General features: G+C 68.5%; 24 protein-coding genes. 19 read left to right on the top strand and 5 right to left on the bottom strand.

The window, feature by feature from the left end; all coding sequences use genetic code 11:
* Positions 1-95 precede the first annotated feature (95 nt).
* Positions 96-1466, bottom strand: coding sequence for an aminotransferase-like domain-containing protein (locus tag AC1DMQ_RS07890; protein WP_477032999.1), 1371 nt, complete (start codon positions 1464-1466; stop codon positions 96-98).
* A gap of 65 nt (positions 1467-1531) precedes the next feature.
* On the opposite strand from AC1DMQ_RS07890, the gene AC1DMQ_RS07885 reads away from it, so the two are divergent.
* Entirely contained in the window at positions 1532-1927 is a 396-nt protein-coding gene (locus tag AC1DMQ_RS07885) for a DUF983 domain-containing protein (protein WP_477032998.1), read from the top strand.
* Between the two features lie 76 nt (positions 1928-2003).
* Here the strand turns inward: AC1DMQ_RS07885 and manD are convergent, their stop codons facing one another.
* Positions 2004-3215, bottom strand: a complete 1212-nt coding sequence (manD, locus tag AC1DMQ_RS07880) for a D-mannonate dehydratase ManD (RefSeq protein ID WP_477032997.1) — start codon at positions 3213-3215, stop codon at positions 2004-2006.
* Between the two features lie 369 nt (positions 3216-3584).
* Here manD and AC1DMQ_RS07875 point away from each other — a divergent pair, with 369 nt between their 5' ends.
* The 3 genes from AC1DMQ_RS07875 (at position 3585) to AC1DMQ_RS07865 (ending at position 8641) form a co-directional block, all read left to right on the top strand.
* Positions 3585-5807, top strand: coding sequence for a TonB-dependent receptor (locus AC1DMQ_RS07875; RefSeq protein ID WP_477032996.1), 2223 nt, complete (start codon positions 3585-3587; stop codon positions 5805-5807).
* A gap of 124 nt (positions 5808-5931) precedes the next feature.
* Positions 5932-7875 carry a beta-glucuronidase gene (uidA, locus tag AC1DMQ_RS07870; RefSeq protein ID WP_477032995.1) on the top strand — a complete coding sequence of 648 codons (1944 nt, stop codon included), beginning with the start codon at positions 5932-5934 and terminating at the stop codon, positions 7873-7875.
* A gap of 7 nt (positions 7876-7882) precedes the next feature.
* Positions 7883-8641 carry a FadR/GntR family transcriptional regulator gene (locus tag AC1DMQ_RS07865; RefSeq protein WP_477032994.1) on the top strand — a complete coding sequence of 253 codons (759 nt, stop codon included), beginning with the start codon at positions 7883-7885 and terminating at the stop codon, positions 8639-8641.
* Here AC1DMQ_RS07865 and AC1DMQ_RS07860 read toward each other — a convergent pair.
* Positions 8638-8871, bottom strand: coding sequence for a hypothetical protein (locus AC1DMQ_RS07860; RefSeq protein ID WP_477032993.1), 234 nt, complete (start codon positions 8869-8871; stop codon positions 8638-8640). The two genes, AC1DMQ_RS07865 and AC1DMQ_RS07860, sit on opposite strands and share 4 nt — an antisense overlap.
* Positions 8872-8880: 9 nt before the next feature.
* Positions 8881-9621 carry a DUF899 domain-containing protein gene (locus AC1DMQ_RS07855; protein ID WP_477032992.1) on the bottom strand — a complete coding sequence of 247 codons (741 nt, stop codon included), beginning with the start codon at positions 9619-9621 and terminating at the stop codon, positions 8881-8883.
* A gap of 76 nt (positions 9622-9697) precedes the next feature.
* On the opposite strand from AC1DMQ_RS07855, the gene AC1DMQ_RS07850 reads away from it, so the two are divergent.
* The 15 genes from AC1DMQ_RS07850 (at position 9698) to AC1DMQ_RS07780 (ending at position 20689) form a co-directional block, all read left to right on the top strand.
* Positions 9698-10144 carry a MarR family winged helix-turn-helix transcriptional regulator gene (locus AC1DMQ_RS07850; protein WP_477032991.1) on the top strand — a complete coding sequence of 149 codons (447 nt, stop codon included), beginning with the start codon at positions 9698-9700 and terminating at the stop codon, positions 10142-10144.
* 98 nt (positions 10145-10242) lie between these two features.
* A complete protein-coding gene (locus tag AC1DMQ_RS07845; RefSeq protein ID WP_477032990.1) occupies positions 10243-10599 on the top strand; it encodes an ArsC family reductase in 357 nt (118 codons plus the stop codon).
* Positions 10600-11259 (top strand): HAD-IA family hydrolase, encoded by a 660-nt coding sequence (locus AC1DMQ_RS07840; protein WP_477032989.1) that lies wholly within the window; start codon positions 10600-10602, stop codon positions 11257-11259.
* 47 nt (positions 11260-11306) lie between these two features.
* Positions 11307-11498 (top strand): hypothetical protein, encoded by a 192-nt coding sequence (locus AC1DMQ_RS07835; protein ID WP_477032988.1) that lies wholly within the window; start codon positions 11307-11309, stop codon positions 11496-11498.
* A 26-nt stretch (positions 11499-11524) separates the two neighbouring features.
* On the top strand, positions 11525-11959 hold the full coding sequence (locus AC1DMQ_RS07830) for a hypothetical protein (RefSeq protein ID WP_477032987.1): 435 nt from the start codon (positions 11525-11527) through the stop codon (positions 11957-11959).
* Positions 11959-12474: an RNA polymerase sigma factor gene (locus AC1DMQ_RS07825; RefSeq protein WP_477032986.1), complete on the top strand. Its 516-nt coding sequence runs from the start codon at positions 11959-11961 to the stop codon at positions 12472-12474. The genes AC1DMQ_RS07830 and AC1DMQ_RS07825 overlap by 1 nt, the downstream gene beginning before the upstream one ends.
* A complete protein-coding gene (locus AC1DMQ_RS07820) occupies positions 12471-12770 on the top strand; it encodes a hypothetical protein (RefSeq protein ID WP_477032985.1) in 300 nt (99 codons plus the stop codon). The genes AC1DMQ_RS07825 and AC1DMQ_RS07820 overlap by 4 nt, the downstream gene beginning before the upstream one ends.
* A gap of 155 nt (positions 12771-12925) precedes the next feature.
* Positions 12926-13318 (top strand): DUF6249 domain-containing protein, encoded by a 393-nt coding sequence (locus AC1DMQ_RS07815; RefSeq protein ID WP_477032984.1) that lies wholly within the window; start codon positions 12926-12928, stop codon positions 13316-13318.
* A gap of 29 nt (positions 13319-13347) precedes the next feature.
* Positions 13348-13935 carry an RNA polymerase sigma factor gene (locus AC1DMQ_RS07810; protein WP_477032983.1) on the top strand — a complete coding sequence of 196 codons (588 nt, stop codon included), beginning with the start codon at positions 13348-13350 and terminating at the stop codon, positions 13933-13935.
* Positions 13928-14305, top strand: a complete 378-nt coding sequence (locus AC1DMQ_RS07805; protein WP_477032982.1) for a hypothetical protein — start codon at positions 13928-13930, stop codon at positions 14303-14305. Before AC1DMQ_RS07810 ends, AC1DMQ_RS07805 begins: the two co-directional genes overlap by 8 nt.
* Before the next feature lie 79 nt (positions 14306-14384).
* Positions 14385-15212 carry a 3-methyl-2-oxobutanoate hydroxymethyltransferase gene (gene panB / locus AC1DMQ_RS07800; RefSeq protein WP_477033081.1) on the top strand — a complete coding sequence of 276 codons (828 nt, stop codon included), beginning with the start codon at positions 14385-14387 and terminating at the stop codon, positions 15210-15212.
* A 177-nt stretch (positions 15213-15389) separates the two neighbouring features.
* Positions 15390-16160 (top strand): tetratricopeptide repeat protein, encoded by a 771-nt coding sequence (locus AC1DMQ_RS07795; protein ID WP_477032981.1) that lies wholly within the window; start codon positions 15390-15392, stop codon positions 16158-16160.
* A gap of 11 nt (positions 16161-16171) precedes the next feature.
* A complete protein-coding gene (locus AC1DMQ_RS07790; protein WP_477032980.1) occupies positions 16172-17587 on the top strand; it encodes a PQQ-like beta-propeller repeat protein in 1416 nt (471 codons plus the stop codon).
* Positions 17588-17696: 109 nt separating this feature from the next.
* Positions 17697-19475 (top strand): ribosome biogenesis GTPase Der, encoded by a 1779-nt coding sequence (gene der / locus AC1DMQ_RS07785; protein WP_477032979.1) that lies wholly within the window; start codon positions 17697-17699, stop codon positions 19473-19475.
* A gap of 62 nt (positions 19476-19537) precedes the next feature.
* Positions 19538-20689, top strand: coding sequence for a serine hydrolase domain-containing protein (locus tag AC1DMQ_RS07780; protein WP_477032978.1), 1152 nt, complete (start codon positions 19538-19540; stop codon positions 20687-20689).
* Here AC1DMQ_RS07780 and AC1DMQ_RS07775 read toward each other — a convergent pair.
* Positions 20667-21605: an NAD(P)/FAD-dependent oxidoreductase gene (locus AC1DMQ_RS07775; protein WP_477032977.1), complete on the bottom strand. Its 939-nt coding sequence runs from the start codon at positions 21603-21605 to the stop codon at positions 20667-20669. The two genes, AC1DMQ_RS07780 and AC1DMQ_RS07775, sit on opposite strands and share 23 nt — an antisense overlap.
* Positions 21606-21654: the final 49 nt, after the last annotated feature.

Raw genomic sequence — 21654 nt, 5'->3', positions numbered from 1 at the left:
CAAGCTGAACCAATCGCCGCGTCGCGCATTGTCTAGCTGTATCCCCCCTTGATTTGAACTGGCCCCGGAGCCTCAGCTCCGGGGTTTTTGTCGTTTCAGACGACGACCGCCGGCGTCAGCAAGGCCGCGACATTGCCCAAAGCCTCGCGCAGCAGCGACGCCTTGGCCGGTCCGCCCAGCGAGATGCGCAATCCGGCGGGATGGTCGGGTGCCGCGGCGAAGGCGTCGGCCGTCACCAGGGCCAGACCGCGGGCGGCGGCCGAGGCGCGAAGTCCGCCCGCGTCGAGACCGGTCGGCAGGTCCAGCCAGACATGAAGACCCTCGGCGTCGCCGCGCGCGGCGGGCAGGATCTCGGCGGCGATGGCGCGGCGGGCGCGGGCTTCCAGCCGTACGCCGGCCAGGATCCGCTCGGCGGCGCCGTCGCGGATCCAGCGAACAGCGACGGCCGTGGTCAGGGGCGATCCCATCAGCGCCGTGGCGTGCAGGGCCTCGGCGATCCGCGCGGCCGTCGGTCCGGGCGGCGCGGCCAGGAAGGCGGTGCGCAGGCCGGGCGACAGGGTCTTGGACAGGGTGGCGATGTGAAAGGTCCGCTCCGGCGCGAGCGAGGCCAGGGCGGGCAGGGGGCTGTCGAACAGTCGGCTGTAGGGATCGTCCTCGATCAGCCAGGCGTCGCTCTCGGCGACGATGGCCGCGATCGCGCGCCGCCGGTCCAGGCCCATGGTCGTGGCGACCGGGTTGCGGGTGGTCGGAACCAGGTAGACGGCGGCCGGTCGCTCTTCGGCGCAAAGTCGGGCCAAGGCCTCGGGCAGGAAGCCTTCGTCGTCGACCGGACAGGCGAGCAGTCGCAGTCCCAGCCGGGCGGCCAGGGCGACGACCCCGGGATAGGTGAGGGGCTCGACCACGATGCAGGCGCCGGATCGGGCGATCGTCGTCAGGACGGCGGTCAGGGCCGATTGGGCGCCCGGGCAGACCACGATCCGCTCCGGCCCGATCTCGCCCAACACCGGCGCCAGCCAGGCCGCGCCTGCGGCCCGCTGGCCCGGCGTTCCAGGTCCGGCGTGATAGGCCATCAGGGTCGCCACGTCGGTGCGGTCCAGGATCGCGGCGGTCGTCTCCTTGAGCAGGGCCGCCAGCGACACGCCCTGGGGCGGGGGCGGCAGGTTCATGCTCAGGTCCACGAGGCCCGCCTCGTCGTCCACGGCGCGGCGACGCACGAAGGTGCCGCGTCCCACGGCGCCCTCGATCAGCCCACTTGCGCGGGCGGCGCCATAGGCGCGGGTGACCGTGGTGAAGTCGATGCCGAGCTGGTCGGCCACGGCGCGCTGGGGCGGCAGCTGGTCGCCGGGTTGCAACTCGCCTTCGTGCACGGCCGTTTCCAGGGCGTCGACCAGCGCCAGATAGATGGGTTGGCCGCCGCCCGTGCGGACGTGCCTCAGCCAGCCGGAGGTCGGGCGGTCACGGGTCATGGTTGCTTTTCCATGGCGCGGTACATACATTGTGTATGTAATGTATGCAACAAGGCTCGCATTGTATGGAACGGCCGCTCATCACTCACTTCGACAGCCCCACCAGCCTTCAGGCTGGGTTGCAGTGCCGTTGTCCGCGTTGCGGCGAGGGCAAGCTGTTCGGCGGCTTCCTGCGCCTGGCCAAGCACTGTGACCGCTGCGGCCTGGACTACGGTTTCGCCGACCCGGCCGACGGCCCCGCCTTCTTTGTCATGACCGGCGTCGGCGTCCTGGTGATCGCGATCTGGGGCTGGGCGGTGATTGCCTGGAGTCCGCCGCTGTGGGTCCAGTTCGCGACCGTCTTTCCCACTCTGCTGATCGGTTGTCTGGGCACGCTGCGCCCCGTGAAGGCGTGGCTGGTCGCCGAGCAGTACATTCACAAAGCCAGCGAGGGCGGCGCCTCCAGCGTTCAGAAGCGGTAGAAGAGGGGACGCCCACGACGGGGGCGGGGCGGACGTCCCCTCCGGCGCGCCGCCCAAAGGCGACGCGCGACCCGTGTCACCAGTTGAACAGGGTGCCGTCCTCGAGGCGGTTCACCGGCAGACTGGCGGGGCGATAGGGGAACTGGGCGGCCAGGTCCTCGTCGATGTCGACGCCATGGCCGGGCGTCTCGCCCGGATGCAGCTCGCCGTCCTTGAAGGTGTAGGCGTGCGGGAACACCCGATCGGTGTCGGTCGTGTGGCGCATGTATTCCTGGATGCCGAAGTTCGGAACCCATAGGTCGAAATGCAGCGCCGCGCCCATGCAGACCGGCGACAGGTCGGTGGCGCCATGGAAACCGGTGCGCACGTTGTTGATCTCGGCCAGGCCGGCGATGCGCCTCAGGTGCGAGATCCCGCCGGCGTGGACGATGGTGGTGCGGATGTAGTCGATCAGCTGTTCGTCGATCAGTTGCTTGCAGTCCCAGATCGAACTGAACACCTCGCCCACGGCCAGGGGCGTGGTGGTGTGCTGGCGGATCAGGCGGAAGCTGGCCTGGTTCTCGGCCGGGGTGACGTCCTCCAGCCAGAACGGGCGATAAGGCTCCAGGTCCTTGCCCAGGCGGCCTGCCTCGATGGGCGTCAGGCGGTGATGGCTGTCGTGCAGCAGGTGCACCTCTTCGCCCAGCGCCTTGCGGGCGGCTTCGAACAGCCTGGGCACGGTGGGCAGGTACTTGCTGGTCGACCAGACGTTCTCGGTGGGGATCGCCGCGTCGGCCGGCTCGTAGAACAGTTTGTCCTTGGAGACGCCGTAGGTGCTGGGCAGGCCCGGTACGCCGGTCTGCAGGCGGATCGCCTTGTAGCCCATGGCCTGATATTTCAGCGCCTCGTTGATCGTGTCATCGATCGTCGCGCCGTTGGCGTGGCCGTAGACCATCACGCCGGTGCGGCTGGCGCCGCCCAGCAGCTGATAGAGCGGCAGGCCGGCGACCTTGGCCTTGATGTCCCACAACGCCACGTCGACGGCGGCGATCGCCGACATCGTCACCGGCCCCCGACGCCAGTAGGCGCCCTTGTAGAGGAACTGCCAGATGTCCTCGATCTGGTGGGCGTCGCGGCCGATCAGGCACGGAACGACATGCTCCTGCAGATAGGCCACGACGGCCAGCTCGCGCCCGTTCAGCGTGGCGTCGCCAATCCCGTAGGTCCCGTCCTCGGTGGTGATCTTCAGGGTGACGAAGTTGCGCCCCGGACAGGTGACGATGACCTTGGCGTCGGTGATTTTCAGCATTCGACTCTTCCGTGGGTCCTGGTCGCGCGGCGGTCGTTTCGGCCGGCCGGCGCGCCCTCGCGTTCCCCTTGGGGTTCGCGAATGGGTTCAAAAGTGGCCTGGCCAATTGTGTCGGTTCTCGGCCTGGTGTCAAGCGAGTCGCGGCCGATGCCTCTCGCTGCCGCCGACTCCTCGAACACTTCTTGCAGAGAATTCGCCAGTTATAACGGTCACATAACCAGAAAGCCCCATAATTTCGGAAACCGGTGTCATCGATTTTGAGCGAGAGTCCAGGGGAATGTCTTGAAAGTGGCCAGGCCACTTGGTAGGGTTTCGCCACATCGACACGGCGACCAAGCCACCAACAAGTCGAAAGAAGAGGGGAAATCCATGAAGCGGCTGCTCTGCTGCGCGTCCACGCCCGCGCTCCTGCTGGCGATGTCCACCACCGCCTTCGCCCAGGCCGCGCCCGACGCCATCGCGCTGGACGAGGTGGTTGTCACCGCCCAGAAGCGGGCCGAGAACGTCCAGAACGTGCCCCTGGCGGTTTCGGTCGTCACCGCCCGGCAGCTGGAAAGCGCCGGCGTCAAGGAATTCACCGACGTCTCGCGGGTCGCGCCGTCCTTGACCATTCGCCAGGCCGACCAGCCCATCAACGCCTCGGTGGCGCTGCGCGGCATCGGCACCTTCGCCTACGGCATCGGCGTCGAGCCCAGCGTCGCGGTCCAGCTGGACGACGTGCCGGTCTCGTTCCAGGCCCGGGCCTTCTCCGACCTGACCGACGTCGAGCGCATCGAGGTGCTGCGCGGTCCGCAGAGCACCCTCTACGGCAAGAGCGCTTCGGCCGGCCTGATCAACATCTACACCCGCGACCCCAGCGCCAAGTTCAGCGTCCTGGCCAATGTCCTGGCCACCGACGACCACGAATATCGCGGCGCGGTCAGCCTGTCGGGTCCGATCGGCGAGACCCTGGGCTATCGCATCAGCGCCAGCCGCAGCGAATATGACGGCAACGTCAAAAACCTCTACGACGGCAAGAAGATCAACGGCCGCGACGAGACCTCGATCCGCGGCAAGCTGCTGTGGCGGCCGATCGACGACCTGAAGGTCACACTGGGCGCCAGCTACCTCGACGGCGTGGCCACCTCCAACGCCACGATCCGCACCTATGCCCCGGGCGCGACCCTGCGCGGCACGCCGGGCCTGACCGCCAACGTCACCATGCCGGGCGTCGTGCCGGGCGAGGAGAACCTGACCGTCAGCAACGACACGCCGCCCTACGCCAAGAGTGAAGGTTTCGGCCAGTCGCTGAAGATCGAATACGAGCTGCCCAAGGACTTCAGCCTGGTCTCGATCACGTCGCACGACCAGTTCCACCTGGACGACCAGCTGGACTCCGACCGGACCTCGTACACGGCGATCAAGAACGCTCAGGGCGGCTACTTCAAGGCCAAGGCCAACACCCAGGAAGTGCGCCTGCTGTCGCCCGGCGACGGACCGTTCCGCTACACCCTGGGCCTGTTCTACGGCTACAACGACCTGCGCCGCAGCTTCAAGCGCGGCCCGTTCTTCTCACAGGCGCAGTGGTACGCCCAGGCTACGTCCGAGAACAAGGCGGCGTTTGGTCAAGGCGAATGGACCTTCCTGCCCAAGACCACGGCGATCGTCGGCCTGCGCTACCAGAAGGAAGACATCGGCTACTATTTCAACGACATCTACAACGGCAACGCCAAGTTCTCGGGCAGCGCCTCGGACAGCTCGGCGACCTATCGCCTCGGTCTGCGCCAGCAGGTCACCGACGACCTGATGGTGTTCGGTTCGTTCGCCACTGGCCACAAGGGCCAGACCTACGATCTGACGACCGGCTTCAACCAGGCCCGCGCCAACGTCGGACCGATCGCCCCCGAAGAGTCCAAGTCGTTCGAGGCGGGGATCAAGAGCCAGCTGCTCGATCACCGGATCCAGCTGAACGGCACCGTCTTCCATGTGAAGTACGACGACTACCAGGCCCAGGGCATCGACACGATCGGCGGGACGCAGAACTTCCGCCTGACCAATGTCGGCAAGGTGCTGACCAAGGGCGTGGAGATCGAGGCGACGGCGATCGCCACCAAGGAGCTGCGGTTCAACGCCTCGGTTGCCTATGTCGACGCCAAGATCACCTCGTTCCCCAAGGCGGCCTGCTGGCCCGGCCAGACCGCGGCCCAGGGCTGCGTCGCCGGTTCGCCTTCGTTCCAGGACCTGAAGGGCGCGACCCTGCCGAACGCGCCCAAGTGGAAGCTGAACGCGGGCCTGGATTTCACCCAGCCGCTCGGCGACTACGAGATGCTGTTCTCGGCCGCCTACGCCTATCAGACCAAGGTCAACTTCTCGCTCAACACCGACCCGGGCACGGTCCAGAAGGCCTATGGCGTGGTCAACGTCTCGGGCGGCTTCCGCAAGCCGGGCGGCGGCTATCAGGTCGTGGCCTTCGTCAACAACGTGTTCGACAAGAGCTACGGCGTGAACGGGGCCAACCAGTTCGGCAACTTCGGCAGCCAGACGGTCACTGAACTGCAGCCGGCGCGCGACTTCCACCGCTATGCGGGCGTGCGCCTGTCGCTTTCCTACTAGGGCGTTCTCCCAGGGCCCCTGTGCGGCGGGCTTCAGGCCCGCCGCTTTCTTTCTGCTCCTGACGGCGGGATTCGCCGCTAGGCTTAAGTTCAAAAGACGTTTCCAATCAGGCGAGGGCGTAGGCATGGCGGACAATTCGCGGAACGACGGCGAGACCCGGCGCGGTCTGGTCACTCGTAGAGGCGCGGTCGGCGCGGCGGGCGGCATGGCCCTGGCCGGTCTGGTGGCCGGCGCGAGCCAGGCCCAGGCGCGGGCGGCCAAACCCGGCCCCGCCAGCGGCGTTCCCAGCATCCTCTATCCGCATGAAAGTCCGACCCGCTCGACCAAGAGCCTGGCGGCGACCTGGCGTTTCCGGCCCGATCCCAAGGACGTGGGCGAGACCGAGGGCTGGCAGAAGGGGCTGAAGGATTTCCGCCTGATTCCGGTGCCGGCCAGCTGGAACGACATCTTCGACGACGTGCGCAACTATGTCGGCTCGGCCTGGTACGAGACCGACTTCCGCGTCGACAAGGGCTGGGACGGCCAGCGCATCCACCTGCGCTTCGGCTCGGTGAACTACACCGCCAAGGTCTGGCTGAACGGCAAGCTCCTGGGCGGCCATGTCGGCGGCCACCTGCCGTTCGCCTTCGACATCACCGACGCCGTGTCGCTGGACGGCGACAACGTCCTGACCGTGCTGGTTGAGAACAAGATCCAGCTGGACCGCGTGCCCTCCACGCCCGACCGGGCGCGCTGGCACATGCACACCGTCCACTTCCCGCAGACGGCCTACGACTTCTTCCCCTATGCCGGCATCCACCGCCCGGTGCTGCTGTTCACGACGCCCGATGTCCACCTGAAGGACGTGACGGTGAAGGCCAGCCTGGACGGCAAGGTGTCGATCGACCTTGAGGCCAGCGCGCCCTGGTCGGGCAAGGCCAGCGTGACGATCTCGGACGACAAGGGCGAGCAGAAGGGCTCCGTGACCCTGAGCGGCGGCAAGGGTTCGACCGTGGTGGCGCTCAAGGGCGCGCGGCCGTGGAGCCCCGAGGATCCGCACCTCTACACCCTGACCATCCGCCTGGAGAACGGCGCGACGCCCGACGAGTACGCCCTGAAGATCGGCGTACGCACCATCGAGGCCAAGGGCGACAAGCTGCTGCTGAACGGCAAGCCGGTGTTCCTGCGCGGCTTCGGCAAGCACGAGGACTTCCCGATCCACGGCCGCGGCCTGGACGTGCCCTCGATCATCCGCGACTTCGAGCTGCTGAAATGGATCGGCGGCAACAGCTTCCGCACCTCGCACTACCCGTACAGCGAGGAAGCGATGATGCTGGCCGACGAGCACGGCCTGCTGGTCATCGACGAAACCCCGGCCGTCAGCCTGGTGTTCGCCGATCCGCCGGAGATCCAGGAAGCCCGCTCCAAGCAGCTGCGCCAGGACATCATCGACCTGGTCCGTCGCGACAAGAACCACGCCTGCGTGATCATGTGGTCGCTGGCCAATGAACCGCTGGTCAAGCCCTTCCACACCACCGATCCCGAGCCGGCCGGCGGCAACGAGACCGGCCTGAAGTTCTTCACCCCGCTGTTCGACCTGACCCGTCAGCTGGACGACACCCGGCCGGTGACCATCGTCAGCGTCCAGGGCGGCTCGACCGACTGGCAGGCGCTGGGCGACGTGGTCTGCGTCAACTCCTACCAGGGCTGGTACTCGCTGTCGGGCCAACTGGACCTGGCCGAGGAGGCGCTGAAGGGCGACGTGGCCAAGCTGCGCGCGCGCCATCCGAACAAGCCGATCATGTTCACGGAGTTCGGGGCCGACGCCGTGGCCGGCATGCACGCCCATCCGCCGGAGATGTGGACCGAGGAATACCAGGCCGACATGGTCGAGATGTATATCCGGGTGCTGGGCGAGTACCCGTTCATCTTCGGCACCCATCCCTGGGCCTTCGCCGACTTCCGCACCTCGCAGAGCATCATGCGGATCGGGGCGCTGAACCACAAAGGCTTCTTCACCCGCGAACGGAAGCCCAAGCTGGTCGCCCATCGCACCCGCGCGCTGTGGAGCAAGCCCGCCAAGGTTTGATCCCGCCGTGAGCGAGCCCGTCGCCGACTCGAGAAAGCTGCGCCAGCACATCGCCAACCTGATCGCGGCCTCGATCCGCGACGGGCGCTGGGCGACGGGCAAGCGCCTGCCTTCCGAGCGCGACCTGGCCGACGACTACAAGGTCAGCCGGCCGACCATCCGCGAGGCGATGATCGTCCTGGAGGCGCGCGGCCTGGTCGAGGCGCGGCATGGGGCGGGGGTCTATGTCGCCGACGCTCCGCGCCCCGAGGTGTCGGCGCCCCAGCTGGAGGTCAGCGCCTTCGAGCTGGTCGAGGCCCGGCGGCTGATCGAGGGCGACGCCTGCGCCCTGGCCGCGGCGGTGATGACGGACGAGCAGCTCGACGAGCTGACGGTCATCCTGCACGACATGGCCGAGGAGCATGACTTCGGGGCGCTGGCGGACCTGGCCGACCGGCGCTTCCACGTCGCCATCGCCAAGGCCAGTCGCAACGGCGTGCTGGTGGCCATGGTCGAGAACCTGTGGGACCTGCGCTACCAGCCGACTTGTCGCGACCTGCTTGAGCGGGCGGGGCGGGTGAGGGACAAGCCCCTCGTCAACGACCACCAGGAGATCCTGGACGCGCTGAAGGCCCGCGATCCCGCCGTCGCGCGCACGGCGATGCGCGAGCACCTGGGCCGGGTCATCGAGAACCTGATGGCCGTGGTCGAGGCCGACGCGCTGGAGGAGGCCAAGGCCCAGATCCAGGCCCGCCGCCGCGAGGTGGCGCGCCGGGCCGGCGTCTAGGAAGGCCCGCCCGAGCACAGCGGCGCGGCGACGATCTCGGCCAGCGTCGTGCGGTCGTGGGCCAAGGCGCGCTGGCGGTAGTGCTCCAAGTGGTGCGGGATCAGGACGGCCAGGGCGGTGGCCGAGCCGCCGGCGACGATCGCCACCGGCCACGCGCCGAGAAGGGCCCGCAGGCCGCGCGCCGAGGCTCCGGTCAACAAGGCCAGCAGTCCCAGCGCGCAGCACAGCATGGCGGACGCCTAGGCCGGGACGGCTTGCGCGTGGCAGGCCTTGGCGGGGGCGGCGTCCTCGTATTCGTCGTGACGGCGCATCCAGTCGCCCATATTGCCGGTTTCGTTGCGGCCCAGGGGCGCGCGGTCGAGGATCATGTAGGTCCCGATCAGCTCCTCGCCGCCGCGACCGTAGCTGGAATAGGTGTGGAAGATCTGGCCGGTCTCGTCCTTGTAGAACGAGCTCATGCCCGGCGACTCGCCGGCGTCCTCGCCGACGGGCTCGAAATTGTAGGTCGCGCCGGCCGCGACCATTTCCGGCGTGAACGACACGCCGAAGTCGTAGTTGAAATCGCTCTCGAACGACGAGACCCACGGGAATTTCCAGCCCATCCGGGCCTTGTAGGCGGCGATCTTGTCCAGCGGCGCCCGCGCCACGGCGATCAGCGTCACGTCGTGATGGTTCAGGTGGGGCAKGGTCCCGTCCAGATGGTCGACCAGGAACGAGCAGCCCGGGCAGCCGGCCTCCCATTCGGGCGGCAGCATGAAGTGGTAGACCACCAGCTGGCCGCGGCCGTCGAACAGCTCGGCCAGGGTCTTGCGGCCGGCGGGGGTGTCGAATGTGTAGGTCTTGTCGACCTTGACCCAGGGCAGGGCCAGCCGCTCGGCGGCATTGCGATCGCGCAGCTGGGTTTCTTCCTTCTCATGGATCAGCAGCGCCTTGCGCGCTTGCAGCCATTCCTCACGCGACGCGACCTTGGGGTTCGCCATCGTCCTTCTCCCTGTTCGTGAGCCCGTCCAGCCGCTCGGCCTTGACAGATAACGTTGATATCAACATAAATGGAGCGTGTCAAAGCCGCTGCAGGTCCCGTTCGCCGCCACCCTCCATGTGAAGGACACCTGCCTGTGCCTCCACGCCCAGCGCGCGGCGCGAGCCCTGGCGCGGCGGTTCGACGTGGCCCTGAAGCGGTTCGACATCACCAGCGGCCAGTTCTCGCTGCTGATGTCGCTGAACCGGCCCGAGCCGCCGACCATCGGTTCGGTGGCCGGCCTGCTGGCCATGGACCGCACGACCCTGACCGCCAATCTCAAGCCGCTGGAGCGGCGCGGCCTGCTGACGGTCAGCGTCGATCCCGGCGACCGCCGCAGCCGGCGCCTGGCTCTCACGCCGACCGGCATGGCGCTGCTGGCGCGGGCCCTGCCGCTCTGGACGCAGACCCACGCGGACGTCGAGGCCGGGCTGCCGGACGGCGGCGGCGACGCCCTGCGAGCAGGCCTGCTGGCCCTGGCCTGACCTCGGGGCGTTTCCCCGGTCTTTTTCCGTTTTGCCCGATGGCGCACGATCTCTAGGCTGTCAGACTCGAGAATCTGACGCGCACGGAGCAATCAGGCGTGACGACCACGATCTACGGCATCAAGGCCTGCGACACGATGAAGAAGGCGCGGGACTGGCTCGACGGTCACGGGGTCGCCTACGCCTTCCACGACTACAAGACCGTGGGCATCGACCGGCCGCGCCTGGAGGCCTGGAGCAAGGCCGTGGGTTGGGAAGTCCTGCTGAACAAGGCCGGCACGACCTTCCGCAAGCTGCCGGACGCCGACAAGCAGGGGATCGACCAGGCCAAGGCCATCGACCTGATGCTGGCCAATCCCTCGATGATCAAGCGGCCGGTTCTCGCAACGGGCGATCAACTGCTGGTCGGATTCAAGCCTGACGTGTATGGTCGAGTCATGGGTTCGGGGGGCTGAATGGACGCCCAGATCGATCTGGTCATCTTCGACTTCGACGGTACGCTGGCCGACAGCACGGCCTGGGCCATCCGCGCCGTGCGACCGCTCGCCGAACGCTTCAAGTTCAAGGCCGTGACCGAGGACGAGATCGCCATGCTGCGCGGCCGGTCCAGTCGCGAGATCATCGACTATTTGGGCCTGCCGCTGTGGAAGGTCCCGCTGGTCGCGGCCCACGGCAAGAAGATGATGGCCGCCGAGGCCCACGCGATCCCGCTGTTCGCCGGCACCAGCGACCTGCTGCGCGGCCTGTCGGCGGCGGGGCTGCGGCTGGCGATCGTCAGCTCCAATTCCGAGGCGACGATCCGCTCGATCCTGGGCGCCGAGCTGGCGGGCCTGGTCGACCACTACGGCTGCGGCGCGGCGATCTTCGGCAAGGCCTCCAAGTTCAAGGCCGTGGTCAAGGCCGCCCGTATCCCCAAGGATCGGGTGCTGTGCATCGGCGACGAGACCCGCGACATCGAGGCCGCGCGCGAGGCGGGCCTGGCCTGCGGGGCCGTCGAATGGGGCTACGCCACCCGCCGCGCCCTGGCCGACCACAGCCCGACCATGATGTTCGCGGCCATGGACGAAATTATTTCGCGGGTCGCCGCATCCAACCACGGGGTCGGCGCCGACTAGTCTTCAGAAACGGCGCGAAGGGTCGCGTCGATCTGGAGATGAGACCGATGGAAGAGCTGTTCCGCTCTTATTGGTGGCTGGTGTTCCCCCTGAGCTGGATGATGGTCGGCGCCTTCCAGACCTGGCTGGCCTATCGCGCCCGCCGCGACGCCCTGGACGTCCTGAAGTCCTACGCCGAGGCCGGCCGCGAGCCGCCCGCCGCGCTCGTGGCGCGCCTGCGCGCCCACGACGCCTGCTGATCCGAAGCATCTAGGAGACCTGGACCATGGAAGAGATGTTTCGGCAGTTCTGGTGGCTGATCTTTCCGCTGAGCTGGTTCGTGTTCGGCGCCTATCAGAGCTGGCTGTCCTACAGGGCCAACCGCGACACCCTGGACCTGATCAAGACCTACGCCCAGGCCGGGCGCGAGCCGCCGCCGGAGCTGCTGGCCAAGCTCAGCAAGCGCTGGAACGACGGCGACGAGTTCGCGGAGGCGGACGAGGATGAACGTTCGCGTCGCCGCCATCGTCGACGCTATCGCCACCAGCACACCTGGTCGCGGGTCGCGCTGTTCGGCTGCCTCTGCGCGGGCTTCACCTATGCGTCGGTGACCGACCTCGCCCAGGCCGGGCCCGCCTTCATCATCGCGGCCTTCGTCATGGCTGCGCTGGCCGTGGCGTCTGCGGTGGCGATCCTTGTGGACCGAGGGCCGCGGGTCTGATGGACGGACCGCTCGTTCGAGCCGCGCGAAACGGATCTCAATCCGCCTTCGCCCGGCTCGTGGCGACGCACGAGCGGGCCCTGCGCGGGTTCCTGCGCAAGAGCGGCTTCGGCGACGCCGACGACATCGCCCAGGAGGCCTTCCTGGCGGCCTGGTCCAGCCTCGGCCGGCTGCGCGAGGACGAGGGTTTTCGCGCCTGGCTGTTCGGGATCGCCTGGCGCAAGGCCCTGGACCACGGCCGCGCCGCCCGGCGGGCCGCGCGTCGCGACCAAGCGTGGAGCGAAGACCAGGCCGAGGACGCCCCGCGCGACGTCGACCCGGCCGATCGCATGGCGCTGGAGGCGGCGCTGGCCGACCTGCCGCCGGATCAGCGGGCCTGCGTCACCCTCTGCCTCGGCCAAGGTTGGTCGCACGGCGAGGCGGCGCAGGTGCTGGACCTGCCCCTGGGCACCGTGAAGTCGCATGTGAACCGAGGACGTGAGAGATTGTTGGCCGTACTGGGAGACGCGTCATGACCCCCGAAGACCGCTTGGCCGCTTTTCTGTCCGCCGACGCCGCCCCCGCGCGGCCGGCCGTGGACGCGGCGTTCGTCGCCGAGGTGATGCAGGGCGTGGCGCGGCGCGAGCTGCGGTTGAAGCTGGCCTCGGCCGCCGTGACCGCCGTCGCCGGCGGCGCGGTGCTGTGGGCCTGCGCGCCGGTGCTGAACCTGGCGGTCCAAACACTGGCGCCGGCCCTGCTGCCCGCCGCCGGGATCCTGACCCTGGCCGCGGCGGTCAGCCTGCTGGGCGGACAGGTCCTGATGCGACGCTAGGCGCTGGATTCCCCGGGGAATCGTTCGAATCCTTCGAGGGGCGTAGCCTTACGAAAGTTTCATCCGACCCGGCGCCTCCAAACGGCGTGGCCCAGGTCTCTTACCTACAAGAACGGCAAGCAACACGCTCTTGTCGGGGAAAGCGAGAAATTGAGATGGAAGAGATTCTGGTTCCGCTGGGCCTGTTCACGATGATCGCCGCCATCGTCATCGTTCCCAACTATCTGAGGATCCGCGAGCGACGCGAGATGCAGAAAACGGTGCGAGCGGCCATCGAAAAGGGACAGCCGCTGCCGCCCGAACTGATCGAGGCGATGACCAAGGATGTGAGGCCGCGAAGGGTGTCGTCGGCACACCGCGATCTGCGCATCGGCGTAATCCTGCTGGCGGCCTCCGGCGGCGTTGTTTTGACCGGCGTCGCGCTGGGCGGCATCAACGATAATGCGATGTTCGGCACCGTTAGCGGCGCCGCCATCCCCGGCATGATCGGCTTGGCCTTCGTCATCCTCAGCTTCTTCAACCCCAACAAGCGTGCGCCCGAGGCTTAAGCGCACCGCGGGGAAGAGGGGACGAATTCATGGGCACTGAACGCCCACCCACAGGCCACGACGTCGAACTGGCCGCCCTGGCGGCGACCGGCGACCGGCGGGCCTTCGGCGAGCTGGTGCGCCGCCACGGCTCGGCCGTGCGGGGACTGCTGCGCCGGCTGGGGGCCGATCCGGCCACGGCCGACGACATCGCCCAGGACGCGTTCCTGGTCGGCTACGAGCAGATCGTCGACTATCGCGGGGAGGGGAGCTTCGCGGGCTGGATCAAGAAGATCGCCGCGCGGCTCTATCTGCGGAAGGTCAAGCGGGAGGCGCGTTTCGTGCTGACCGAGGCCCCCGAGGACGAGGCTCCGGTCGCGTCGGACGGTTCCGCCGCGACGGCGGATCGTCTGGACCTGGACGAAGCGCTGAAACATCTGTCGAAAGCCGAGCGGCTCTGCGTGTCGCTTTGCTACGGGGCCGACTGGTCGCACGCCGAGGCGGCCGAGGTCTTGAACATCCCCCTTGGGACGGTCAAATCCCATGTCAAACGTGGTCTGGATAAACTCAGAGCCCGGATGGCCCCGCCGTCCGAAAGCGCACCGAACGACTCCGCGAGGAGGGAAAACCGTGGCTGACCTGGATTTCGAAACCCAACTCACGCGCCTCTACGGTCAGGCTCCAGTGTTTCGCGACGCCGAGCTGTTCGCGCAGCAGGTGACCAACAAGCTTGATCGGGGCTGGGCGCTGCGCCGCGTGCTGATCGGCGCCACCGGCGTCGTGGCCGGGGTTGCCGCCGCCGCCCAGCTGGTCAGCGCCCGGTTCTCCAGCGAGTTCTCGGAGATGTCGCATGACAGTGCGCGTCAGCTGGACCTGGGTTTGGACAAGCTCACTCATCGCTACGACCAGCTGTTCACCCTGGGCGGCGCGGAGACCATCTGGCTGGCGGTCGGGCTGGCGGGCCTGGCCCTGGCCTTCGCCGTCACCCGGCTGATGGACGAGGTCTAGGCAAAGTTTTCAACGATCATGTTGCGGCGCCGAACGTTCTGGCGGAAAACGGCACGCGTTTTTCGCTGGAGTGCTCGTCCTGTCCGCCCATCGTGAAGAGAAGGTCCGCCGCCTGGCGGCTCCCGACATCGCCGCGCGCAAGGGCGGCGAGCCCATCGTCTGTCTGACGGCCTACACCGCGCCGATCGCCGCGGCGCTGGACGAGTCGTGCGACGTGCTGCTGGTCGGCGACTCGCTGGGCATGGTCGTCCACGGCCTGCCCAACACCGTGGGCGTGACCATGGAGATGATGATCCTGCACGGCCAGGCGGTGATGCGCGGCTCGCGCAAGGCCATGGTCGTGGTCGACATGCCGTTCGGCTCGTACGAGGGCGCGCCGGAAGACGCCTACGCCAACGCCGTGCGGATCATGAAGGAGACGGGCTGCCAGGCCGTGAAGGTCGAGAGCGGTTCCACCGTCCCGTCCACCATCGCCTATCTCGTGCAGCGCGGCATTCCGGTCATGGGCCACATCGGCCTGCGCCCCCAGGCGGTGCTGGTAGACGGCGGCTTCAAGGCCAAGGGCAAGGACGAGGCCGGCCGGCTGAAGGTGCTGGAGGAAGCCCGCGCCACCGCCGAGGCCGGGGCCTTCGCCGTGGTGGTCGAGGGCGTGGCCGAGGGCCTGGCGCGTGAAGTGACCGCCGCCATCTCGGTTCCGACCATCGGCATCGGCGCCTCGGCCGGCTGCGACGGCCAGGTGCTGGTGGTCGACGACATGCTGGGCCTGTTCGACTGGACCCCGAAGTTCGTGCGCCGCTACGCCGACCTGAAGGGCGAGATCGAGCGGGCCGCCGCCGACTACGCCCGCGACGTCAAGGCGCGCACCTTCCCGGGCGAGGCCGAGACGTACTACGCGAAGAAGGGCTAGCAGACCCAAAGACTGGGGCGCGCACCGGTTCCGCCCCGTTGCGGCTGGCCCAGACACGCTATAGGTTCGCCGCCTCGGTGGGTTCGCTCGCCATGGTTTTCATTTCGCGCGTCGATTCTGGAGTGATCCCGTATCGCCGCCTCAGGGCGCTGTTTCGCCCCTATCGGAGCCTCGTTCGTGGTCGATGTGTTTGACGAGGTCGAAGAGCAGCTGCGCTCCGACCGCTACAAGTCCCTCGCGCTGAAGTCGCTGCCCTGGGTGGGCGCGCTGGCCGCGGTGGCGATTCTGGGCGCCGGCGGCTGGATGGGCTGGACCAGCTACCAGCAGAATCAGACCGACAAGGCCGCCGAGGCCTACCAAGCGGCCCTGACCAGCGCCCAGAAGACGGGTCCGGTCACGGCCTTCCCGGCGTTCGAGGCGATCTCCAAGACCGGCACGCCCACCTACAAGGCCCTGGCCCTGATGCAGATGGGCGGCGTGCGTCTGGAACAGAACAAAACCGCCGAAGCGGTGGCTTATTTCGACCAAGCGGCCAAGCTTGCGACCAATCCGGTGCTCGCGGACGAAGCCGGCCTCAATTCCGCCTTGGCGCTCCTCGACACGGCTCCTTACAAGGAAGTCGAGGCGAGGCTGAATCCGTTGATGGGCGAGACGAGTCCCTATCGCGTGCAGGCGAAGGAAGCGCTGGCCTTCGCCAAGCTGCAGGCCGGTGACCTGGCCGGCGCGCGCGGCGACTTCCTCGTGCTGTCCAGCTCGCTCGACAACTCCTCCGACGAAATTCGCGAGCGCGCCCGCGCCGCCATGGCCATGATCGATTCAGGCTCCGCCAAGGATCTGCCGGCCGTGGTCAAGGCGGCCATGGCTCTGCCGCCGCCCTCCGCGCTGGCGCTTCCGCCCGGCGTGCAAGCCGACGTCGGCCCCGCTGCCGCCCCCAATACCGCCCAATGAGCCGCCGCCCCATGACGACTAAGCGCTATCTGCTTCTCACCGCGATGATGACCGCCGCGGTGTCGGTGGCCGGGTGTTCGACGATTTCGAAGATCAACCCCTTCGACAAGAAGGAGGCCAACAAGACCCTGGCCACCCAGGGTCAGCGGATCTCGGTCATCGCCTTCGACCAGAAGGTCGAGCAGGCCGAAGCGCTGAAGGGCGTCGACTTCTTCCTGCCCGAGCCCACCGTTCAGGCCGACTGGCCGCTGCCGGGCGGCAACGCCGAGCAGTCGGTCGAGCACGTGGCCGCGGCCGCCAATTTCGACGTCGCCTGGCGCAAGGGCTTCGGCCAGAAGGCCAATCGCCGCTATCACGTCACCGCGCCGCCCGTGGCCGCCGACGGCAAGATCTTCGTCATGGACGGTGAAGCGACCGTCAGCGCCATCGACGCCCGCAGCGGCTCGACGATCTGGAAGAAGGACCTGCGTCCGGCCAAGGCTCCGGGCAAGAAGCACGGTTTCCTGGGCATTGGCGGCAGCACGGCCGACCGCACGGGCTTCGGCGGCGGCGTCGCCTACGCCAACGGCAAGCTGTACGTCGCGTCGGGCTTCCGTTTCGTCGCCCAGCTTGACGCCGCAACCGGCGCCGAGGCCTGGCGTCAGGAGACCAGCACGGCGATCCACGCCGCGCCGACCGTCGCCGACGGCCGGGTGTTCGCGATCTCCACCGACAACGAACTGTTGACCTTCAACGCCGCCGACGGCGCGCCGGGCTGGACCTATCAGGCCCTGATCGAGCCCGCCCGGATCCTGGGGGCCACCAGCCCCGCCGTCAGCGGCGACACGGTCGTGGCCGGCTTCGCCTCGGGCGAACTGGTCGCCCTGCGCGCCACCAACGGCAACGACCTGTGGAGCGAGGCCCTCAGCCGCGCCAGCCGCACCAACGCCCTGTCGGAAATCCGCGACATCGCCGGTCGTCCGGTGATCTTCAAGGGCGACGTCTTCGCCGTCAGCCATTCGGGCGTCTTCGCCGCCACCGACCTGCGCACGGGCCAGGCCCGCTGGAGCCTGCCGGTCACCGCCATCACCAGCCCGTGGGCGGCCGGCGACGTGGTCTTCGTGGTCGACAAGGCCGGCCAGGTGATCTGCGTGTCGCGTGAAGCCGGTCAGGTCTATTGGATCCGCGACCTGAACAACACCGATCAACTGAGCAAGAAGCAGAAGAAGAAGCGCGCCAAGCACCCGCTGCTGTGGTCGACGCCAATCCTGGCTTCGGGCCGCCTGATCACCGTGTCGAGCGAAGGCCAGGCCGTGGCCCTGAACCCCAAGACCGGCGAGACGCTGAAGACCCTGAAGCTCGGCCAGCGTGTCCTGTTGGGCCCGATGGCGATGGGCGACACAGTCTATGTCGCCACCGACGAAGCCGATCTGATCGCCATCCGCTAGGCGTTCCCCGGGCTCGCCCGGACCCACAATCCAAGCGTCGCGAACCCGGGCTGGTCCTTACCAGTCCGGGTTTGTCGCTTTTGTCCCCGAAATCGACTAATCACAGCCCATGCCTTTGAAACTCGCCATCGTCGGCCGCCCCAATGTGGGCAAGTCGACCCTGTTCAACCGTCTGGCCGGCCGCAAGCTGGCCCTGGTCGACGACCAGCCCGGCGTCACCCGCGACCGCCGCTTCGCCCATGGCCGCCTGGGCGACCTGGACCTGGAGCTGATCGACACCGCCGGCTTCGAGGACGTCACCGACGAGAGCCTGGAAGCGCGGATGCGCGCCCAGACCGAGCTGGCGATCGAGGAGGCCGACGTCTCCCTGCTGGTGTTCGACGCCCGCGAGGGCCTGACGCCGCTGGACAAGATCTTCGCCGAGATCCTGCGCAAGCGGAACAAGCCGGTGCTGGTCGCCGCCAACAAGTCCGAGGGCAAGGCGGGCGACCACGGCGCGGCCGAGGCCAACGTCCTGGGTCTGGGCGAGCCGATCCAGATTTCCGGCGAGCACGGCGAAGGCATGGCCGAGCTCTATGCGGCCCTGATCGCCATCGCGCCGGAAGAGCTGCAGAGCGACCACGACGAGCTGGACGACGACAAGCCGATCAAGATCGCCATTGTCGGCCGTCCCAACGCCGGCAAGTCGACCCTGATCAACCGCCTGATCGGCGAGCAGCGCCTGCTGACCGGTCCCGAGGCGGGCATCACCCGCGACTCCATCTCGGTCGACTGGGACTGGGGCGGGCGCAAGGTGCGGCTGGTCGACACCGCCGGCCTGCGCAAGAAGGCCAAGGTCAACGAGAAGCTCGAGAAGCTCTCGACCGGTGACACCATCCGCTCGATCACTTTCGCCGAGGTGGTGCTGCTGGTGATGGACGCCACCCACCCCTTCGAGACCCAGGACCTGCAGATCGCCGACCTGGCCGAGCGGGAAGGGCGCTGCGTCGTCTTCGTGCTGGCCAAGTGGGACCTGGTCGAGGATCCGGGCGCGACCCTGAAGGGCTTCGTCGAGCACGCCGAGCGCATGCTGCCGCAGCTGCGCGGCACGCCGGTGGTGGCGCTGTCGGGCGAGACCGGCAAGGGCGTCGAGCGCCTGATGCCGGCCGTGCTCAAGAGCCACAAGGACTGGTCGACCAAGGTCAAGACCCGCGACCTGAACGACTGGCTGCAGATGGCCATGCAGCGCCACCCGCCGCCCAGCGTCGGCGGCAAGCGCATCAAGCCCAAGTACATGGCCCAGACCAAGGCCCGTCCGCCGACCTTCGTGCTGTTCTCCAGCCGCGCCGACCAGATGCCAGAGCAGTATCGGCGCTACCTGATCAACTCCTTGCGCGAAAGCTTCGACCTGCCGGGCGTGCCGCTGCGCATCACCCTGAAGTCGGGCGCCAACCCCTATGCCGAGGGCGAGGCCAAGGGCCACTCGGGCAAGGGCAAGCGCGAGTTCGAGCGGCGTGAACGCGAAGCCGAACGCATCCGCGCATCGCGCAACACCGTCAAGAAGTCGGTGCGCGTGGCCGAAGCCGCCGCGGCGGCGGCCGCGGTGGCCGCCGGTCTGCCCGTGCGCGCCCCGAGCGGCGGCAAGCCTGTCTCGAAGGCGGCCAAGGCGTCCAAGGCCCCCAAGCCGACCGAGATCGCCGCGACACCGGCGGCCGAGCCCGGCAAGGGCGCGGTCAAGTCGGTCAAGAAGCAGGGCCCCCGGGCCCAGAAGAAGTCGACCACGCCCAGCTACAAGGTCGGCTTCAAGGCCGCCGGCGGCAAGGCGGCGGGCTCCAAGACCGCGCCGCGTCGTCCCGTCGCCGGCGCCCGCACCGTTCGCGGCAACAAAGCGCCGCCGAAGGGGCGCTGAGCCACGCCACAAGATAGCCTCGGACTTCGCCTCACCCTGAGGCGGATCCGGGGAGGCAGGCGATGCTAGCGAGACGAAGTCTGGTCCTTGGCGCGCTCGCGACGCCGTTGGCCGGCGTGGCGAATGTGGCGATGGCCGACGACTATCGGCCGGCCGTCTGCTCGGGCCGAAAGCCCTATGTCGGAGCCGCGCTCCACGCCCCGGTGATGATCGGCCCAGTCGGCGACGCCGCGGCCGCGCCCTTCGACGCGTCCACCAAGGCCAGGCTCGACGCCGCCTTCGACAAGGCCAAGGCGGCGACCGGCGCGCCTTCGATCACGGCGGCGGTCATGGTCCCGAGTCGGGGCGTCTGGTCGCGGACCGAGGCGACCGGCGACGCTTCGATGTTGTTCTGGGCCAGCGCCGGAAAGACGATGACCGCGACGGTCGTGCTGCAACTGGCCCAGGAGGGCAAGCTTTCGCTGGACGATCCAGTCTCGAAGTGGGTGCGGGACGTCCCCAACGGCCAGATCGTGACGGTTCGCGATCTCCTGGCCCACACCAGCGGCCTGTTCAGCGCCAACGAGGACCTCAGGGTTCGCGCCGAGCATCGCGCGCCCGACCTCGCCGAGCAGTTGCGCATCGCGCGCCGTCACGGCCCGATGTTCTGCCCGGGCGAGCGCTGGCGCTACACCAACACCGGTTACGCCCTGTTGGGCGAGATCATCGCGAGGGTCGACGGCCGCGCGTATACCGACGCGATAGACGCGCGGGTCATCAAGCCGCTGGGTCTGACGCGAATGAAGACCATCCGGGCCGACGCGCCGCCGGGCGATGTCGCGCCGCTGTTCTCGGCCAAGGCGCCGGTCATCGCCCTGTCGGAGCCCGGCGCGGCGGGGCCGATCGTCGCCTCGGCGGACGACATGGTCGCGTTCTGGCGGGCGCTGTTGGGCGGTCAGCTCCTGAAGCAGCCGCGGGTGGAGGCGATGTTCGCGACGCTCTACCCGATGTTCGACACCGGCACGTTCTACGGCCTGGGCGTGATGGCGATGGACGCTCCGGAAAGCGCGGGCGGCGCCACGCTTTGGTTGGGCCACGCGGGCGGCGCGTCGGGTGTCGGCGCGATGGCGCTTTATTCGCCTGCCGATCGCGCCTTCGTGGCCGTGGCGCTGACGGGCGACGGCTCGGCGACGGCGACCGCCAATCTGCTGCTCAAGCAGCTCCGGGCGTCGTGAGGCGAAGGCGGTTGTGCATCGCCGTCGCCGCGATCGCGGCCTCGCCCTGCGCCGTCGTGATCTGGTTGAGGCCGCGCACCATGTCGCCGGCCGCGTAGAGCCCAGAAATCGAGGTCTGCTGATGGTCGTCGACCACCAGCCGGCCCTGGTCGTCGTGACGCGCCCCGGCCGTCAGGGCCAGACCCGTTCGCGGCGTCACGCCCAGGGCGCTGTAGAGCGCATCGAACTCCATGCGTCCCGTCCCCGAGAAGCACAGAGCGCGCGGGCGGTCGGGTTGCAGTTCGACGCTTTCGATCGGCGTCTCGATCAGCGTCACGCCGGCTTCCGCCAGCAGGGCGCGCTCCTCGGCGGGCAGGGCGTCGGGCGCGGCGACGTGGATCAGGGTGAGCTGGTCGGCGTAGGTGCGCAGGAACAGGGCCTCGCGGGCGCCCAGCGGGCCATGGCCGATCACGCCGACCCGTTGGCCCGTGACCTCGTAGCCGTCGCAGATCGGGCAGATCCGCAGCAGGGTGCGCCGGACGGATTCGTCGACCTCGGGCAGGGCCGGGGCGTTGTCCTCGACCCCGCAGGCCAGCAGCACGGTCGCGGCCTGCAGGCGGTCGCCGTCGATCTCGAGGGTGAAGCCGTCGTCCCCGATGGAAAGCGCCTGAACCGTTCCCGCTTGGATCCGCGCCCCGTAACGCAGGGCGTGCTCCCTCTGCAGGTCAAGCAGCTTCGTCCCGGCCACCCCGTCGGGAAAGCCCGGATGGTTGTGGGTTGTGGGGATCCAGGCGGCGCGGCTGTCGCCGCCGTCGATGACCAGCACCCGCCGCCGGAAGCGTCCCATGTAGAGGGCGGCGGTCAGTCCAGCGGGACCCGCGCCGACGATGATCGCATCCAGGTGATCGGGGCTGATGGCAGGCGGGCTGGTCGTCATGGGGTCTCCGACGCCGATAGACGCGCCAGTCCGCCAAGGGTTGCACTGG

Source organism: Caulobacter sp. 05L422, assembly GCF_056397765.1.
This window is presented reverse-complemented; position numbering and strand designations above follow the sequence as displayed.

Coding starts and splice junctions, on each gene's coding strand:
- AC1DMQ_RS07815 (WP_477032984.1), top strand. CDS start 12,926: ATGGAAGAGATTCTGGTTCCGCTGGGCCTGTTCACGATGATCGCCGCC.
- uidA (WP_477032995.1), top strand. CDS start 5,932: ATGGCGGACAATTCGCGGAACGACGGCGAGACCCGGCGCGGTCTGGTC.
- AC1DMQ_RS07825 (WP_477032986.1), top strand. CDS start 11,959: ATGGACGGACCGCTCGTTCGAGCCGCGCGAAACGGATCTCAATCCGCC.
- AC1DMQ_RS07820 (WP_477032985.1), top strand. CDS start 12,471: ATGACCCCCGAAGACCGCTTGGCCGCTTTTCTGTCCGCCGACGCCGCC.
- AC1DMQ_RS07810 (WP_477032983.1), top strand. CDS start 13,348: ATGGGCACTGAACGCCCACCCACAGGCCACGACGTCGAACTGGCCGCC.
- der (WP_477032979.1), top strand. CDS start 17,697: ATGCCTTTGAAACTCGCCATCGTCGGCCGCCCCAATGTGGGCAAGTCG.
- AC1DMQ_RS07790 (WP_477032980.1), top strand. CDS start 16,172: ATGACGACTAAGCGCTATCTGCTTCTCACCGCGATGATGACCGCCGCG.
- AC1DMQ_RS07780 (WP_477032978.1), top strand. CDS start 19,538: ATGCTAGCGAGACGAAGTCTGGTCCTTGGCGCGCTCGCGACGCCGTTG.
- manD (WP_477032997.1), bottom strand. CDS start 3,215: ATGCTGAAAATCACCGACGCCAAGGTCATCGTCACCTGTCCGGGGCGC.
- AC1DMQ_RS07775 (WP_477032977.1), bottom strand. CDS start 21,605: ATGACGACCAGCCCGCCTGCCATCAGCCCCGATCACCTGGATGCGATC.
- AC1DMQ_RS07890 (WP_477032999.1), bottom strand. CDS start 1,466: ATGACCCGTGACCGCCCGACCTCCGGCTGGCTGAGGCACGTCCGCACG.
- AC1DMQ_RS07840 (WP_477032989.1), top strand. CDS start 10,600: ATGGACGCCCAGATCGATCTGGTCATCTTCGACTTCGACGGTACGCTG.
- AC1DMQ_RS07875 (WP_477032996.1), top strand. CDS start 3,585: ATGAAGCGGCTGCTCTGCTGCGCGTCCACGCCCGCGCTCCTGCTGGCG.
- AC1DMQ_RS07860 (WP_477032993.1), bottom strand. CDS start 8,871: ATGCTGTGCTGCGCGCTGGGACTGCTGGCCTTGTTGACCGGAGCCTCG.
- AC1DMQ_RS07830 (WP_477032987.1), top strand. CDS start 11,525: ATGGAAGAGATGTTTCGGCAGTTCTGGTGGCTGATCTTTCCGCTGAGC.
- AC1DMQ_RS07835 (WP_477032988.1), top strand. CDS start 11,307: ATGGAAGAGCTGTTCCGCTCTTATTGGTGGCTGGTGTTCCCCCTGAGC.
- AC1DMQ_RS07885 (WP_477032998.1), top strand. CDS start 1,532: ATGGAACGGCCGCTCATCACTCACTTCGACAGCCCCACCAGCCTTCAG.